Genomic DNA, 16,001 nt, shown 5'->3' with positions numbered 1-16,001 from the left:
TGATCCCGGTCTCGCGGACCTGCTTCTCCCGGCGGATCGTGTCGGGGAAGTACGCGTTGCCCCCATCGACGATGATGTCGCCCGGCTCGAACACCTCCACCAGCGCATCGATCACCGCATCCGTCGGGCCGCCGGCCTTGACCATGATGATCGCCGTCCGCGGCTTCTGCAAAGAGTCCGCGAACTCCTGGTACGTGGACGCCGCGACGAACCCCGCCTCGGGGTGCGCATCGAGCACCGCCTGCGTCTTCTCGAAACTCCGATTGAACACCGCCACCGTGTTCCCCTCACGGCTGGCGAGATTACGCGCCAGATTCGAACCCATGACGGCGAGTCCAACAACTCCGATATTCGCTGATGCTTCGGGCACAGACTGCTCCTCGATCGTGAAGTAAGGGGATCACTTCAGCGTATCGCTGCGTACGGCGCGTCCGGGCACTGTGACAGCCGCGGCCCTGGGAGCTCAGTCCTTGCGGTAGCCCGTGCGACCCATCGAGAACAGAGCGCCGATCGTGAAGACGGTGGCGCACAGGGTCATGGCGCCGATCAGCCAGAGGATGGCGTGCGAGAGGAAAGCGCCGTCGATCATGCCGGACTCCGATTTCTAGGTGCGAGGTTTTCTGCGCGAGGTTTCTGCGTGCGAGAGGTCTGAGTTTCAGCCTACTGGGTCTTCGGGTACCATAGAGGAGTTCCTCGGCGAGGGATGCTTCGCGTGCGCGGCATCCGTAATCGACGCGGCGAATCAAGCCTCGTGGCTTTTTCGCACGTCTGCGTCCGGGAAGCCGATCACAAGACCACCACGCGGCGAGCTGTTCGCCGTGTGCCCCGAAGGAGAACCAATGTCTGAGGACACCAAGGTCCACGCCGAGGTCCGCGAGCAGTTCGGCAAGGGCTTCGCCCGCCGCCTCCGCGCCGCCGGCAAGATCCCCGCCGTCATCTACGGCCACGGCACCGAGCCCGTGCACGTCGCACTGCCCGGCCACCAGGTCTCGCTCATCATCCGCCGCGCCAACGCGCTGCTCGAGCTCGACATCGACGGCAAGGACCAGCTCGCGCTCGTCAAGGACGTCCAGAAGGACCCGGTGCGCCAGATCATCGAGCACATCGATCTTCTCGTCGTGCGCAAGGGCGAGAAGATCCAGGTGGACGTTCCCGTCGTCGTCACGGGCGAGCCCTTCGCCGGCACCGTCGCCAACCTCGACGCCACCTCGATCGCCGTCGAGGTCGAGGCCACGCACATCCCCGAGCACGTCGAGGTCTCCGTCGAGGGCCTGGAAGAGGGCCAGCACATCACGGCTGCCGACGTCAAGCTGCCCAAGGGCGCCACGCTTCTCGCCGACCCCGAGACTCTCGTCGTCGCGATCTATGTTCCGATCGAAGAGGCCGCACCCGAGGCTGAGGAAGAGACCGAGGCCGCCGAGGGCGAGGCTGCCGCAGAGGCTCCCGCCGAAGAGGCCGCAGCAGAGTAATCCACTGCTTTCACGGAGGGGACGCGATCAGATCGCGTCCCCTCCGTCGTATTCTGACCTGTTGAGACTCCCGACCCGCTGTGACGATGAGATGAGGGGCGCATGGCCGACACCTGGCTGATCGTTGGGCTGGGAAACCCGGGCCCGCGGTACGAGACGACCCGCCACAACATCGGGCAGATGGTCGTCGACGAGCTCGCCGGCCGCAGGGGCGAGGGGTTCCGCGAGCACAAGGGCGGAGCCCGAGTCGTGGAGACCTGGCTGCGCCCCGGCGCCGACAAGATCGTCCTGGCCAAGCCCAACTCGTTCATGAACGTCTCCGGCACGCCGGTCGCCGCCCTGGCCCGGTTCTACTCGGTGCCGCCGGAGCGCACCGTCATCGTCCACGACGAGCTCGACATCCCGTACGACACCCTCAAGCTCAAGACGGGCGGCGGTCACGGCGGTCACAACGGTGTGCGCGATGTCGCCCGCGCCATCGGCACCGCGGACTTCCCGCGTGTGCGTGTCGGCGTCGGGCGTCCTCCTGGACGCCAGGATGCCGCGGACTGGGTCCTCTCACCGTTCGGCAAGGCCGAGCGGGAGACGCTGCCGACCCTTGTGTCGGATGCCGCCGACGCCGTGGAGCTCCTCGTCGCCGAGGGACTGCTCGCCGCTCAGCAGAAGCATCACGCGCCGCGCTGAACGAGGAACGCCGAGGCGCCGGAGCGCCGGTCAGGCGCCGTAATACGTGACCGCTCCCGCACCGGCGCCGATGCCCAGCATGATGCTCAGCACCAGGAAGAAGAGCACGGGGCCGATCCCGGCCAGGATGAGCGAGACGATGCCCCAGACGCGACCGCGACGCTTCGCGATCGCGATGATGCCGAGCACGATCGCCGTCAGGCCCGAGACCGTACCGACCCAGAAACCGATCTCGCCCACGAGCACTTGATCGCGCACGGGGGAGAGGAACGAGAGGTCAGAGGTGGAAGGGTCGACGTACTGCATCACGGAGGGAAGGCCGTAACCGATCTGATAGCCGCCGATGCCCCCGATGATCGGGGCCACGACGCCGGCGACGACCGACAGCACGAACGCGATCACGCCCAGTGCGACCGAGCCGGCGGCCGCCGTCTGCGGCGGCTGGTAGGTACCTGCGGGAGCCCCATAACCGCCGACGGGCGCGGGATAGGCACCGGGCGGGGTCTGATAGGCGGGCGCGGGCGGCACCGGCGTGTAAGGTGCGGGCGGCGGAAGCTGCGGGTCGGTCACGCACCCATCCTAGGATGCGCGACCGTACGGCCTCACACTCGGCGCAGCAGTCCGACCTTGTCGTACACGTCCGCGAGCGTCGCATCGGCGACGGCATCAGCGCGGGCGGCATTGGCGGCGAGGATCCGGTCGAGCTCTGCCGGGTCGTCGAGCAGCTCGAGGGCACGGTTGCGCACCGGCTCGAACTCCGAGACCACGACCTCGGCGAGGCCCTTCTTGAAGTCGCCGTAGCCGCGACCGGCGTATTCGTCCTCGATCGACGCGACCTGGCGCCCGCTGAGCGCCGCGTAGATCGTCAGCAGATTCGAGACACCCGGCTTGTTCTCCCGATCGAAGCGCACGGATCCCTCGTTGTCGGTGACGGCGCGCATGATCTTCTTCGCGGACTTGGCCGGATCATCCAGCATCCACAGCACACCGGCGTCGCTCTCTGCCGATTTGGACATCTTCGAGGTCGGGTTCTGCAGGTCGTAGATCCGCGCGGTGTCCTTCTGGATCACAGGCATCGGCACGACGAACGTCTCGCCGAAGCGCGAGTTGAACCGCTCGGCGAGATCGCGCGTGAGTTCGACGTGCTGCTTCTGGTCGTCGCCGACGGGAACGACATCGGTCTGGTACAGCAGGATGTCCGCGGCCATCAGCACCGGGTAGGTGAAGAGGCCGACGCTGGTGGCGTCCTGTCCGTAGCGTGCCGACTTGTCCTTGAACTGCGTCATGCGCCCCGCCTCGCCGAAACCGGTGATCGTGGAGAGGATCCAGGCGAGCTCGGCATGCGCCCGCACGTGCGACTGCACGTACAGAGTCGACTGCGAGGGCTCGATGCCGGCGGCGATGTACTGGGCCGCCGTGCGACGCGTCTTCTCGCGGAGTTCCTTGGGGTCCTGGGCGACGGTCAGGGCGTGCAGATCGACGACCGAGAAGTAGGCGTCGTACGACGTCTGCAGATCACGCCACTGCAGGAGCGCGCCGATGTAGTTGCCGATCTGAAGCGAATCGGCTGATGGCTGCATTCCAGAGTAAAGGCGAGGTTTGGTCACCCGTCAATCCTATGGGGCGGCGCGGGACGCCTCGTCAGTAGGAGTAGTCGACGATCACGGGCGCGTGATCGCTCCACCGCTCGCCGTAGGTCGCTGCGCGCGCCACTCGGTAGTCCCGCGCCCGGTCGGCGAGGGCCGGGGTGGCCAGGTGGTAGTCGATGCGCCAGCCGGAGTCGTTGTCGAACGCCTGGCCGCGCATGGACCACCACGTGTACGGCCCCTCGACCTCGCCGTGGAATCGACGGCCGATGTCGATCCACCCGAGTCCGGTGCCCACGGTGCCGTCGACGCCGGTCACCTCGGCGCCGGCATCCCCGAGGAATCGATCGAAGTACGCCCGCTCGCGGGGGAGGAACCCGGCCTTCTTGCGATTGCCGCGCCAGTTCTTGATGTCGAGCTCGCGGTGGCCGACGTTCAGATCGCCTGTGACCAGAGCCAGCGCTTCGTTCTGGCTGAGCTCGACGAGGCGCTGCCCGAAGGCATCGAGGAACTTCCACTTCTCCTCCTGCTTCGGAGTGTCGGCCTCTCCGCTGTGCACGTAGGCGCTCACCACGGTGAGAGGACGGTCGCCGATCAGGAAATCACCCTCGATCCAGCGGCCCTTCGAGTCGAAGTCCTCGGCACCGAACGTCGTCCGCGACGCGAGCGCGGGCGTGCGGCTGGCGATCGCGACGCCGGCGCGGCCCTTGGCCGTCGCCTCGTCGTGGATGATCGACCAGCCGGGCAGCGCGGCCTCGAGATGCTCATCCTGCCCGCGGACCTCCTGCAGCGTCAGGATGTCGACGTCGGCGGCATCCAGCCATCCGCTCATCCCGTTGCGGGCTGCCGCCCTGATCCCGTTGACATTGACCGAGGCGATACGCAGGTGAGGCATGTGATCAGCCTAACGAGGGCCGGTGACATCCTCGGCCTCTGCTCCCTCGATCGCGATCGCGAGGGTGTCCTCGGCTCTCCGCACCCCACGGGACGCGAACCAGCGGCGATACCAGGGCGCCTCATCGTACGCGTCCCGTGCCCGGCGCAGCTGCACACGTGCGGCGAGGACCAGTGCCTCCTGCTCGGCGAGGCGAGCGGCCTGCTCGTCCTCGAGTTCCAGCGGATGGTCGTGGTCGGCGGCGGTGACGGCGATCCAGGATGCCGCGACGAGTACGACGCTCGCCAGCAGGCGGCACCACAGCAGCAGTCCGATGATCACCGCGAACGAGGCGAGCAGCGGGTTCGTCGGCACGCGAGTCAGCAGCAGACCGGCGGCCAGCTGAAGAACCACCATCGCGCCGCCGCCGAGCAGCGACGCGGGCCAGATGAAGCGCCATCGCAGGTCCGCTCCGACCAGGAACCGTACCAGGGCCGCCAGGGCGCCGGCATCCACGACGAACGCGCTCGCCATCCAGAGCGCACGCCCGGCACCCGAGAGTACCCACGAGTCCTCCGGCCAGCCGAAGAGCTCGAAGATCGACTCCAGCGCCCAGATGCTCAGGACGCTGAGCGCGGCGCCCAGCAGCAGCGCGAGACCGAACAGGATGCCGGCGAACAGGTCGCGCAGCTTGAGCAGCCAATACGAGCGCGTGTCGAACGGCAGACCGAAGATGTCTCGGATCGCTCGGCGGGTGAACGTCACGGCCGAGATGGCCGTCCACGCCGCGAATCCGACCGCGACCGCACCGGTGATGGTCAGCAGGCCTGTGCTCCGCTGCGCGATGTCGACGACGTCGGCGCGCTCGAAGAGGCCGGGGTCGCCGATGAGGCCGGGGAGGTAGCTGTTCGCCAGGTCGATGAGCATGTCGATCGCCCGCGGACTCGCGCCCATCCACAGACCGACGCCGGCGAAGCTGACGTAGATGACCGCGAACAGCGAGAACAGGACGTAGTAGCTCATGCCCGCGGACAGCAGGAATCCGTTCCCGCGCAGAAAACCACGCCATACGCGCACAGGGAACGCGGCGAGCGTTCGATCCTTCAGCTCAGCCGCACGCTCGAGCGGCCCTTCCAGGCGCTCGCGCAACGGCACGGGGATCCTCCTACGGGCGTCCGCGCAGAACCGCCTGCTTGACCTCGGCGATCGCCTTGGTCACCTCGATGCCACGCGGGCATGCCTCGGAGCAGTTGAAGGTCGTACGGCAGCGCCACACGCCCTCCTTGTCGTTGAGGATGTCCAGACGGACCTCGGCGTTGTCGTCGCGCGAGTCGAAGATGAAACGGTGCGCGTTGACGATCGCGGCAGGACCGAAGTACTGGCCGTCGGTCCAGAACACCGGGCACGACGAGGTGCACGCGGCGCACAGGATGCACTTGGTGGTGTCGTCGAAGATCGCACGGTCGGCGATCGACTGGACGCGCTCCTTGCCCTTCTCGGGGACACTGCTCGCGACGAGGAACGGCTGGACCTCGCGGTAGGAGGCGAAGAACGGCTCCATGTCGACGATCAGGTCCTTCTCGAGCGGCAGACCCTTGATCGCCTCGACGTAGATCGGCTTCGAGATGTCGAGGTCCTTGATCAGCGTCTTGCAGGCGAGGCGGTTGCGTCCGTTGATGCGCATCGCGTCGGATCCGCAGATGCCGTGCGCACACGAGCGGCGGAACGACAGCGAGCCGTCGACCTCCCACTTGATCTTGTGCAGCGCGTCCAGGACGCGGTCGGTCGAGAACAGTTCGACGTCGTAGTCCACCCAGCGCGGCTCGGCATCCTGTTCAGGATCGAACCGGCGGATGATGAACGTGACCAGGAAGGACTGGATGGCCGGGTCTGCGGCCGCGGGGGCCTCTGCGACGGCGTTCGACATGCTCAGTACTTCCTCTCCATCGGCTGGTAGCGGGTCTGGACGACCGGCTTCGAGTCGAGTCTGATGTGATCGGCGGGGGTCGACGAGTGCGGGTCGCCCGTCAGGTACGCCATGGTGTGCTTCATCCAGTTCTCGTCGTCGCGCTTGGGGAAGTCGTCGCGCATGTGGCCGCCGCGGCTCTCCTCGCGGTTCTGCGCCGCGTAGACGACGACTTCGGCGATGTCGAGCAGGAACCCGAGCTCGACGGCCTCGAGGAGGTCGGTGTTGAAGCGGTGCCCCTTGTCGTCGATGTAGACGTTCTTGTAGCGTTCGCGCAGCTCCTTGATGACGTCGAGGACGTGCTCGAGCGACTCATGGGTGCGGAAGACCTGGGCCCCGCGGTCCATCTCGTCCTGCAGCTTCTTGCGCAGCACCGCGACGCGCTCGGTGCCGTTGCTGCTGCGCATGTCCTCGAGCAGGCCCTTCACGAATGCAGCGGGGTTCTCTGGCAGCGGTACGAACTCGGCCGTCTTGGCGTATGCGACGGCGTTGTTGCCGGCGCGCTTGCCGAAGACGTTGATGTCGAGCAGCGAGTTGGTGCCGAGGCGGTTGGAGCCGTGCACCGAGACGCAGGCGCACTCGCCGGCCGCGTACAGGCCGGGAACGACGGTGTCGTTGTCGGCGAGCACCTCGGCGTTGTTGTTCGTCGGGATGCCGCCCATGGCGTAGTGCGCCGTCGGCATGACGGGGACGGGGTCGGTCACAGGGTCGACGCCCAGGTACGTGCGTGCGAACTCGGTGATGTCGGGGAGCTTGGTCTCGAGGACTTCGGCACCGAGGTGCGTGCAGTCGAGGTACACGTAGTCCTTGTGCGGACCCGCGCCGCGCCCGTCGAGGACTTCCTGCACCATGGAGCGCGCGACGATATCGCGAGGGGCGAGGTCCTTGATCGTGGGGGCGTAGCGCTCCATGAAGCGTTCACCGGACTCGTTGCGCAGGATCGCGCCCTCACCGCGGGCACCCTCTGTGAGTAGGATGCCGAGGCCGGCGAGACCAGTCGGATGGAACTGGAAGAACTCCATGTCCTCCAGCGGCAGGTTCTTGCGCCAGATGATGCCGACCCCGTCACCGGTGAGGGTGTGCGCGTTCGAAGTGGTCTTGTAGATCTTCCCGAAGCCGCCGGTCGCGAAGACCACGGCCTTGGACTGGAAGACATGCAGTTCGCCGGAGGCCAGCTCGTAGGCGACGACGCCGGCGACCTGGATCTTGCCCGCGTCGTCCTTCACCGTGATCAGGTCGAGCACGTAGAACTCGTTGAAGAAGTTGATGCCGAGCTTGACGCAGTTCTGGAACAGCGTCTGCAGGATCATGTGGCCAGTGCGGTCGGCGGCGTAGCAGGCGCGGCGGACGGGGGTCTTGCCGTGCTCGGCCGTGTGGCCGCCGAAGCGACGCTGATCGATCTTGCCCTCTGGCGTGCGGTTGAACGGCAGGCCCATGTTCTCGAGATCGATGACGGCGTCGATGGCCTCCTTGGCCAGGATCTCAGCCGCGTCCTGGTCGACCAGGTAGTCGCCGCCCTTGACGGTGTCGAAGGTGTGCCACTCCCAGCTGTCCTCCTCGACGTTCGCGAGTGCCGCAGCCATGCCGCCCTGCGCCGCACCGGTGTGCGAGCGCGTCGGGTAGAGCTTGGAGATCACCGCGGTCTTCGCACCGGGGCCGGCCTCGATGGCCGCCCGCATTCCTGCGCCGCCGGCGCCGACGATCACGACGTCGAACTGGTGGTAGTGCACACCGTCGCGAACGACGGAATCCTGAGTCTCAGTAGTCACTTCTCGTTGCTCTCTTCTCAGTCCACGTGGCGGGCGTCAGGCCGCGCACAGCTTCACAAGCTCGGCGGTCGACGGGTCGCCCAGGCACGGGTCGAACGTGAAGACGACCAGGGTGCCGAGGATGATCAGCAGCCCTGCGGCCAGACCGATCGCCCAGACGAGGGCCTTGCGCACCTTCTCGTTGGTGACGTAGTCGTTGACGATCGTGCGCATGCCGTTGCCGCCGTGGATGAAGGCGAGCCAGAGCATGAGCACGTCCCACCACTGCCAGAACGGTGTGGCGAACTTTCCTGCGATGAAGGCGAAATCGAGGGCGTGGATGCCCTCACCGACCATCAGGTTCACGAACAGGTGGCCGAAGATGAGGACGATCAGCACGACGCCGGATGCTCGCATGAACACCCAGCCCCACTTCTCGAGGTTGATGCCGCTGCGGCGGCGGGCCGGTGCGGCGACGGTCTGGGCGGACATCAGTGACCCCCTCCGAATCCGGCGAACGCCAGAGCAAGATGACGCGAGGTGAATCCGGCCATGAGGACGAGCCACACGGCCAGGACGCCCCAGAACAGCTGACGCTGGAAGCGAGCGCCCTTCGACCAGAAGTCGACGAGGATGATGCGGAGTCCGTTCATCGCGTGGAACACGATCGCCGCGACGAGCACGACCTCGCCGAGGGCCATGATCGGGTTCTTGTAGGTGCCGATCACCGCGTTGTACGCCTCGGGGGAGACCCGGATGAGTGCCGTGTCGAGCACGTGCACCAGAAGGAAGAAGAAGATGGCGACTCCGGTGATGCGGTGAAGCACCCACGACCACATGCCCTCACGGCCGCGGTACAGAGTGCCGCGCGGGGTCTTGGACGTGGTTTCCGAAATCGACGGTGTCAAGCGAGTGCCTGCGGACACGGTCGTCCTCCCTGATCGATGCGAGGCCGGGAGCACTGGGTCCGAACCGACCGCAGGGCATGCCCGATCGGGACCCATCCTATTCCTGTCAGAACGCTGGGTGCGACGAAGGCGACCCTAAGGCCCGGCCTCATCATTGCCATCATGCATCGTCACGATTCGGCCTGGCTATCGTGCTGAACAGCCAAGAGAATCCGCCGATGCGCCGCAGCCCCGGCGGATAGGTTAGATCCATGGCGCCGTTCGACGACTTCTATGCAGTGATCCCCGCCGGCGGTATCGGCAGTCGGCTGTGGCCGCTCTCTCGGGCGGACGCGCCGAAGTTCCTGCACGACCTGACCGGCTCCGGCAACTCCCTGCTCCGCGACACGTGGGACCGCCTCGAGCCCATGACCGGCCCCGACCGCATCTCCGTCGTCACCGGTCGCGCCCACCGCGCCGCCGTGGAGGCCGAGCTCCCCGGCATCCCCGACATGAACGTCTTCCTCGAGTCGGAGCCGCGCGAGTCGGCGGCTGCCATCGGCCTCGCCGCCGCGATCCTGCATCGGCGCGACCCCGACGTCATCATCGGCTCGTTCGCCGCCGATCACGTCATCCGCGGCACCCGCACGTTCGAGTTCGCCGTGCAGCAGGCCGTCGCCGTCGCGCGCGCCGGTTACATCTGCACGATCGGCATCCAGCCGTCGGAGCCCTCGGTCGGATTCGGATACATCCAGAAGGGCGAAGAGATCGTGGTCGACGGAGCGCCCGAGGCGGCGACCGTGCAGCGCTTCGTCGAGAAGCCCGATCTCGAAACCGCCAAGGAGTACTACGCCGACCGTTCGTTCCTCTGGAACGCCGGCATGTTCATCTCCAGGGCCAGCGTGCTCCTCGACGAGCTCGCGGCGAACGAGCCGGAGCTGCATGCGGGTCTGCTCGAACTCGCAGAGGCGTGGGACGACCGCGAGCGCCGAGGGCCGGTCGTCGACCGGGTCTGGCCGCGGCTGAAGAAGATCGCGATCGACTACGCCGTCGCCGAGCCGGCGGCGGACAAGGGGCGCCTGGCCGTCATCCCCGGGCACTTCGACTGGGACGACGTGGGGGACTTCGCCTCACTGACCAAGCTCATCTCCGGCGGCCGCAAGAACGACCTCGCCGTGCTCGGTCCGAAGGCGCGCGTGCTGTCGGATGCCGCCACCGGGATCCTGGTCAGTCAGACCTCCCGGGTCATCAGCCTGATCGGCGTCCAGGACATCGTCGTCGTCGACACCGAGGATGCGCTGCTCGTCACCACGGCCGAGCACGCACAGCGCGTGAAGGGCGTCGTGGAATCGCTCAAGCTGACCGGTCGAGGCGACGTTCTGTAGCAGCCCCGACCGGGTCTATTGCGAGTTCATAACCATTAACCGTCTCGACCACTGCGTTCGCCGTAATACTGGGTAATTTATCCAGACGGACCCTGCGATCGGCGCAGGCCAGTAGTCGTGGAGGCTTACGTGACCATTTCCACCCGAAAGCGCGCTCTCGCCGCGCTCGTGGCGACCGGCGTCGCCGTCGCACTCGCAGGCTGTGGGGCCGCTCCCGAGGAGAACGACGGCGGCAACGCCGGCGGCGAGAAGCTCGACTTCCTGCCCTGCATCGTCTCCGATATGGGCGGATTCGACGACAAGTCGTTCAACCAGCTCTCGTTCGAGGGCGCGCAGAAGGCCGCAGACGAGCTCGGTGTCGAGCTCAAGGACGTGCAGTCCAACGCCGAGACCGAGTACGGCCCGAACGTGACCAACCTCGTCGGCGAGGGCTGCAACGCGATCGTCGCCGTCGGCTTCGCTCTCTCGGCCGCCACCGTCGAGGCAGCCACGGCCAACCCCGACGTCGACTTCATCCTCGTCGACGACGCGGCCGACAACGACTTCGACGGCAAGAAGGACGCCGAGAACGTCAAGCCGCTGCTGTACGACACCGCCCAGGCGGCGTTCCTCGCGGGCTACCTGTCCGCGGGCTACTCGAAGACCGGCAAGGTCGGCACCTTCGGCGGCATGGAGTTCCCGACCGTCACGATCTTCATGGACGGCTTCCTCCAGGGCGTGAACCACTACAACGAGGTCAAGGACGCCGACGTCCAGGTCGTCGGCTGGGACGGCAAGACCGGCTCGTTCACGGGTGGCTTCGAGGCCAACCAGGACGCCAAGCAGGTCGCCGTGAACATCCTCGACCAGGGCGTCGACGTCATCCTCCCCGTCGGCGGGCCGATCTACCAGTCGGCGCAGCAGGCGATCAAGGAGTCCGGCAAGGACATCGCCCTCATCGGCGCTGACGCAGACCTGTTCGTGACCGACCCGAGCACGGCTGACGTCGTCCTCACCTCGGTCCTCAAGGCGATGGACCTGTCGACCTACCAGGCGGTCCTCGCCAGCGGCAAGGACGAGTTCGACGCCGAGGCCTACATCGGCACGCTCGAGAACGACGGCGTGGGCATCGCCGACCTGCACAACTTCGCCGACAAGGTCGACTCCGGCCTGCAGGACGAGGTCACGCAGCTCCAGCAGGACATCATCGACGGCAAGGTGACCGTCACGTCCTACCTCAGCGAGTGACGCAAAGAGACGGGGAGGCCGGCGCGCGTCGGCCTCCCCGTCTCGTTCTGTCCGGCCACTCCCGCAGACCCGGGTCTGCTGAATAGGATCGACCACATGAAGCTTGAACTGCGCGGCATCACGAAGAGATTCGGCGCGCTGACAGCGAACGACCACATCGATCTCACCGTTGAAGAAGGTGAGATCCATTGCCTTCTGGGCGAGAACGGCGCAGGCAAGTCGACGCTCATGAACGTCCTCTACGGCCTGTACCAGGCCGACGAGGGCGACATCCTCCTCGATGACGAGGTGCAGCACTTCTCCGGCCCTGGCGATGCGATGGCCGCCGGCATCGGCATGGTGCACCAGCACTTCATGCTGATCCCCGTCTTCACCGTCGCCGAGAACGTGATGCTCGGACACGAGCAGACGAAGTTCGGAGGCCGCCTCGACCTGGCAGCCGCACGAAAGCGCGTGCGCGAGATCTCCGACCGCTTCGGATTCGCCGTCGACCCCGATGCGGTCGTCGAAGATCTCCCCGTGGGCGTCCAGCAGCGCGTCGAGATCATCAAAGCGCTTTCCCGCGACGCCAAGGTCCTCGTGTTCGACGAGCCGACCGCGGTCCTCACGCCGCAGGAGACCGATGAGCTGATGAACACCATGCGGCAGCTCAAGTCGCAGGGCACATCGATCGTCTTCATCACCCACAAGCTCCGCGAGGTGCGCGAGGTCGCGGACCGCATCACGGTCATCCGGCTCGGCAAGGTCGTCGGCGAAGCATCGCCTTCGGCTTCCAACGAAGAGCTCGCCTCCCTCATGGTCGGCCGGGCCGTCGAGCTGACCGTGCACAAGGACGCGCCCAACGTACGAACGAACTCGCTCGTCGTCGAGGGGCTCACCGTCACCGACCGCACCGGGACCGTCCTCGTCGACGAGGCGTCGTTCGAGGTGCGCGGAGGCGAGATCCTCGCGATCGCCGGTGTGCAGGGCAACGGCCAGACCGAGCTCACCGAGGCCATCATCGGCCTTCAGGATCAGGTCAGGGGCAGCATCCGCCTGGACGGCGAGGAGCTGCTCGGGCGCTCGGTCCGCGAGATCCTCGACGCCGGCGTCGGGTTCGTCCCGGAGGACCGCAGCGTCGACGGACTGGTGAAGGAGTTCACCATCGCCGAGAACCTCATGCTCGACCGCTCGCACGGTGAACCGTTCGTCAGCGTCGGCACCGTTCGCCGCAGCGCCCTCGATGCGTTCGCCCGCGAGAAGATCACCGAGTTCGACATCCGCACCCAGGGTCCGTCGCAGGCGGCCGGGCGGCTGTCCGGCGGCAACCAGCAGAAGGTGGTGCTCGCACGCGAGCTGAGTCGCGATCTGTCGCTGTTCGTCGCAGCGCAGCCCACCCGCGGCGTCGACGTGGGGTCCATCGAGTTCATCCACAAGCGCCTGATCGACACCCGCGACGCCGGAGTTCCTGTGATCGTCATCTCCACAGAGCTCGACGAGGTCACCGCCCTCGCCGACCGCATCCTGGTGATGTATCGCGGCCAGGTCGTCGGCATCGTCCCCGGTGACACCCCCCGCGACCGCCTCGGCCTGATGATGGCCGGCATGTCGGCGACCGCCGCGAGCGAGGAGACCAGCGCATGAGCGCCACGCAGCCCCAGACCCCTCTCGCCGCGCCGGACACCAAGGTCGCGCCGACTCGCTGGCGGCTCGCCATGCAGGCGATCGTGCGCGGCAACGGCATCATCTCGGTGCTGGCCGTCCTCATCGCCGTCGTCGTCGGATCGATCATGATCGCCGCGACGAACGAGCAGGTCCAGGCCACCTCCGGCTACTTCTTCGCCAGGCCGATGGACATGATCGGTGCGATCTGGGATGCCGTCGCCGGGGCGTATGCCGCTCTGTTCCGCGGCGCGATCTACAACTTCAACGCCGACAGCTTCGCGATCGGCATCCATCCGCTCACCGAGACCCTCAAGTTCGCCACGCCGCTGATCGCGGCCGGCCTCGGCGTCGGTCTGGCGTTCCGCGCGGGTCTGTTCAACATCGGTGGCCAGGGGCAGATGCTCATGGCGGCCGCTGCCGGAGGCTACGTCGCGACGCAGTGGGATCTTCCGTTCCCGCTGCACCTGATCGCCGCCGTCGTGGCCGGCATGGTCGCCGGTGCGATCTGGGCCGGTATCGCCGGACTCCTCAAGGCGCGCACCGGTGCGCACGAGGTGATCACGACGATCATGCTCAACCACATCGCCTTCTACCTGCTCGCATGGATGCTGGCGACGCAGGGAATCCTGCAGGCGCCGGGCTCGAGCAATCCGAAGACCGCACCGATGCCGGACAGCGCCGTGCTGCCGCAGCTGCTCGGCCCGCAGTACAAGCTGCACGCCGGGTTCCTGCTGGCGCTCGTCGCGGTCGCCTTCACCTGGTGGCTGCTGGAGCGCTCCTCGCTCGGCTTCCGCTTCCGCGCCGTCGGTGAGAACCCCGCAGCCGCGCGCGTCGCGGGTATCGACGTCGGGCGCATGTACCTGGTGGTCATGCTCATCGCCGGCGCGCTGGTCGGCATCGCCGGCATCAGCCAGATCCTCGGCACCGAGACCAGCGGATTCGGCGGAGCGATCGACGCCGGCATCGGCTTCGACGCCATCACCGTCGCTCTGCTCGGCCGCTCGACGCCGCTCGGCATCCTCGCCGCCGGCCTCCTGTTCGGCGCGTTCAAGACCGGCGGATTCACGATGCAGTCCTCGGAGGGCATCCCGATCGAGATCGTCCTCGTCGTCCAGTCGCTGATCGTGCTGTTCATCGCCGCACCGCCTCTGGTGCGCGCCATGTTCGGCCTGCCTCAACCAGGGGCGCGCAAGAAGCCCAAGAAGCCGAAGAAGAATGCGGCGCAGATCGCCGAGGAGGTGTCCGCATGACCGTCACGGCCGAACCCGTCGTCAGCGATGAGCAGCGTCGCGTGACCGTCGTCTCATGGAAGGCGCCGGTGATCTTCGCGATCTTCACGGTGCTGTTCGCGCTCCTGCCGCTGCTGGCACCGCGCGAGGGCGAGACGACGTTCCGCCTGTCTGCAGGCGAGGCGTTCTTCACGGTTCCGGACGTCGTGCTTCCGGCGACGGCCACGGCGTGGATCGCCGTCGTCCTCCTCGCCGCAGCGACGGTGTTCGCCGTGATCCGCGTGCGGGCACGGCGCGGCATCCCGTTGTGGCTCGTCATCGTCTGGGTCGCCGTCCTGATGATCGGCTTCCTCGCGTGGGCCGCCGCCGGCAGCACGCTGCCCATGATCGGGCTCCTCGGCGGTGCGCTGGCACTGGCCACGCCACTGATCTTCGGCGCACTGGGCGGCGTGATCGGCGAGCGAGCCGGCGTCGTGAACATCGCGATCGAGGCGCAGCTGCTCGCCGGCGCGTTCTCGGCCGCCGTGGCCGCGTCGCTGGCGGGCACGCCCTGGGCGGGCCTCGTGGCCGCCATGGTCGCCGGCATGCTCGTCGCCCTCGTCCTCGGTGTCTTCACGATCACGTACTTCGTCGACCAGGTGATCGTCGGCGTGGTGCTGAACGTGCTCGTGATCGGTCTGACGACGTTCCTGTTCCGACAGGTGCTCGCGCCGAACACCGAGACGCTCAACAGCCCGGAGACGTTCAACGCCGTCGCGATCCCGGGGCTCAGCGAGATTCCCGTGATCGGACCGATCCTGTTCCGCCAGTCGTTCATCGTCTACCTGATGTACGTCGTGGTGGCGCTGGTGTGGTTCGGTCTGTACCGCACCCGCTGGGGACTCCGGCTGCGGTCGGTCGGCGAACACCCCCAGGCCGCCGACACGGTCGGCATCAAGGTGGCCGCGACCCGCTACCGCGCCGTGCTTCTGGCCGGTGCCGTCGCGGGCCTCGGCGGTGCGTTCTACACGCTGGTGTCGGTCCCGAGGTTCAATCAGGAGATGACCGCAGGAGCCGGGTTCATCGCGCTCGCCGCCGTGATCTTCGGAAAGTGGGACCCGATCCGCGCGACGCTCGCAGCCCTTCTGTTCGGCTTCGCGACGAACCTGCAGGGCGTGCTCTCGGTGATCGGCTCCCCGGTTCCGAGCCAGTTCATGCTCATGCTTCCGTACATCGTCACCATCTTCGCCGTCGCCGGACTCGTCGGCCGCTCGCGGGCACCAGCCGCGGACGGCGAACCCTACATCAAGAGCTAGAGGAGCC

General features: G+C 67.1%; 17 protein-coding genes. 7 read left to right on the top strand and 10 right to left on the bottom strand.

The window, feature by feature from the left end:
* Nucleotides 1-325 (bottom strand): NAD(P)-binding domain-containing protein (locus LQZ87_RS13500; RefSeq protein ID WP_230103961.1); only part of this gene is annotated, 325 nt, incomplete at its 3' end.
* Between the two features lie 138 nt (nucleotides 326-463).
* Nucleotides 464-589, bottom strand: coding sequence for a hypothetical protein (locus LQZ87_RS15230; RefSeq protein WP_290368276.1), 126 nt, complete (start codon nucleotides 587-589; stop codon nucleotides 464-466).
* 250 nt (nucleotides 590-839) lie between these two features.
* Here LQZ87_RS15230 and LQZ87_RS13495 point away from each other — a divergent pair, with 250 nt between their 5' ends.
* Nucleotides 840-1,469 carry a 50S ribosomal protein L25/general stress protein Ctc gene (locus LQZ87_RS13495; RefSeq protein ID WP_230103960.1) on the top strand — a complete coding sequence of 210 codons (630 nt, stop codon included), beginning with the start codon at nucleotides 840-842 and terminating at the stop codon, nucleotides 1,467-1,469.
* 102 nt (nucleotides 1,470-1,571) lie between these two features.
* Nucleotides 1,572-2,153, top strand: coding sequence for an aminoacyl-tRNA hydrolase (gene pth / locus LQZ87_RS13490; protein WP_230103959.1), 582 nt, complete (start codon nucleotides 1,572-1,574; stop codon nucleotides 2,151-2,153).
* 30 nt (nucleotides 2,154-2,183) lie between these two features.
* Here pth and LQZ87_RS13485 read toward each other — a convergent pair whose 3' ends face one another.
* The 8 genes from LQZ87_RS13485 to sdhC are packed head-to-tail and all read right to left on the bottom strand — an operon-like array spanning nucleotide 2,184 to nucleotide 9,253.
* Nucleotides 2,184-2,723: a hypothetical protein gene (locus LQZ87_RS13485; protein WP_230103958.1), complete on the bottom strand. Its 540-nt coding sequence runs from the start codon at nucleotides 2,721-2,723 to the stop codon at nucleotides 2,184-2,186.
* 32 nt (nucleotides 2,724-2,755) lie between these two features.
* Nucleotides 2,756-3,760 (bottom strand): tryptophan--tRNA ligase, encoded by a 1,005-nt coding sequence (trpS, locus tag LQZ87_RS13480; protein ID WP_290368275.1) that lies wholly within the window; start codon nucleotides 3,758-3,760, stop codon nucleotides 2,756-2,758.
* Between the two features lie 34 nt (nucleotides 3,761-3,794).
* Nucleotides 3,795-4,634, bottom strand: a complete 840-nt coding sequence (locus LQZ87_RS13475) for an exodeoxyribonuclease III (protein ID WP_230103956.1) — start codon at nucleotides 4,632-4,634, stop codon at nucleotides 3,795-3,797.
* Nucleotides 4,635-4,643: 9 nt separating this feature from the next.
* Nucleotides 4,644-5,768 carry a YihY/virulence factor BrkB family protein gene (locus LQZ87_RS13470; protein ID WP_230103955.1) on the bottom strand — a complete coding sequence of 375 codons (1,125 nt, stop codon included), beginning with the start codon at nucleotides 5,766-5,768 and terminating at the stop codon, nucleotides 4,644-4,646.
* Between the two features lie 10 nt (nucleotides 5,769-5,778).
* Nucleotides 5,779-6,540, bottom strand: a complete 762-nt coding sequence (locus tag LQZ87_RS13465) for a succinate dehydrogenase iron-sulfur subunit (RefSeq protein ID WP_230103954.1) — start codon at nucleotides 6,538-6,540, stop codon at nucleotides 5,779-5,781.
* A 2-nt stretch (nucleotides 6,541-6,542) separates the two neighbouring features.
* Nucleotides 6,543-8,348 (bottom strand): succinate dehydrogenase flavoprotein subunit, encoded by a 1,806-nt coding sequence (gene sdhA, locus LQZ87_RS13460; protein WP_230103953.1) that lies wholly within the window; start codon nucleotides 8,346-8,348, stop codon nucleotides 6,543-6,545.
* 36 nt (nucleotides 8,349-8,384) lie between these two features.
* The gene (sdhD, locus tag LQZ87_RS13455; protein ID WP_230103952.1) at nucleotides 8,385-8,819 is read right to left on the bottom strand and encodes a succinate dehydrogenase, hydrophobic membrane anchor protein; all 435 of its coding nucleotides are present in this window, start codon (nucleotides 8,817-8,819) and stop codon (nucleotides 8,385-8,387) included.
* A complete protein-coding gene (gene sdhC / locus LQZ87_RS13450) occupies nucleotides 8,819-9,253 on the bottom strand; it encodes a succinate dehydrogenase, cytochrome b556 subunit (RefSeq protein WP_290368274.1) in 435 nt (144 codons plus the stop codon). Before sdhC ends, sdhD begins: the two co-directional genes overlap by 1 nt.
* Nucleotides 9,254-9,486: 233 nt before the next feature.
* On the opposite strand from sdhC, the gene LQZ87_RS13445 reads away from it, so the two are divergent.
* The 5 genes from LQZ87_RS13445 (at nucleotide 9,487) to LQZ87_RS13425 (ending at nucleotide 15,994) form a co-directional block, all read left to right on the top strand.
* A complete protein-coding gene (locus LQZ87_RS13445; RefSeq protein WP_230103951.1) occupies nucleotides 9,487-10,599 on the top strand; it encodes a mannose-1-phosphate guanylyltransferase in 1,113 nt (370 codons plus the stop codon).
* A 129-nt stretch (nucleotides 10,600-10,728) separates the two neighbouring features.
* On the top strand, nucleotides 10,729-11,826 hold the full coding sequence (locus LQZ87_RS13440; RefSeq protein WP_230103950.1) for a BMP family ABC transporter substrate-binding protein: 1,098 nt from the start codon (nucleotides 10,729-10,731) through the stop codon (nucleotides 11,824-11,826).
* Nucleotides 11,827-11,922: 96 nt separating this feature from the next.
* Nucleotides 11,923-13,449 (top strand): ABC transporter ATP-binding protein, encoded by a 1,527-nt coding sequence (locus LQZ87_RS13435; protein ID WP_230103949.1) that lies wholly within the window; start codon nucleotides 11,923-11,925, stop codon nucleotides 13,447-13,449.
* Complete coding sequence (locus LQZ87_RS13430) at nucleotides 13,446-14,720, top strand: ABC transporter permease (protein WP_230103948.1); 1,275 nt, start codon at nucleotides 13,446-13,448, stop codon at nucleotides 14,718-14,720. Before LQZ87_RS13435 ends, LQZ87_RS13430 begins: the two co-directional genes overlap by 4 nt.
* Nucleotides 14,717-15,994 carry an ABC transporter permease gene (locus LQZ87_RS13425; RefSeq protein ID WP_230103947.1) on the top strand — a complete coding sequence of 426 codons (1,278 nt, stop codon included), beginning with the start codon at nucleotides 14,717-14,719 and terminating at the stop codon, nucleotides 15,992-15,994. The genes LQZ87_RS13430 and LQZ87_RS13425 overlap by 4 nt, the downstream gene beginning before the upstream one ends.
* Nucleotides 15,995-16,001: the final 7 nt, after the last annotated feature.

Origin of the sequence: Microbacterium sp. Bi121, assembly GCF_918698005.1 — a bacterium.
In the GTDB taxonomy this organism is placed as follows: Bacteria; Actinomycetota; Actinomycetes; order Actinomycetales; family Microbacteriaceae; genus Microbacterium.
The sequence above is the reverse complement of the archived record's forward strand: the minus strand, read 5'-3'. Positions and strand labels throughout refer to the sequence as shown.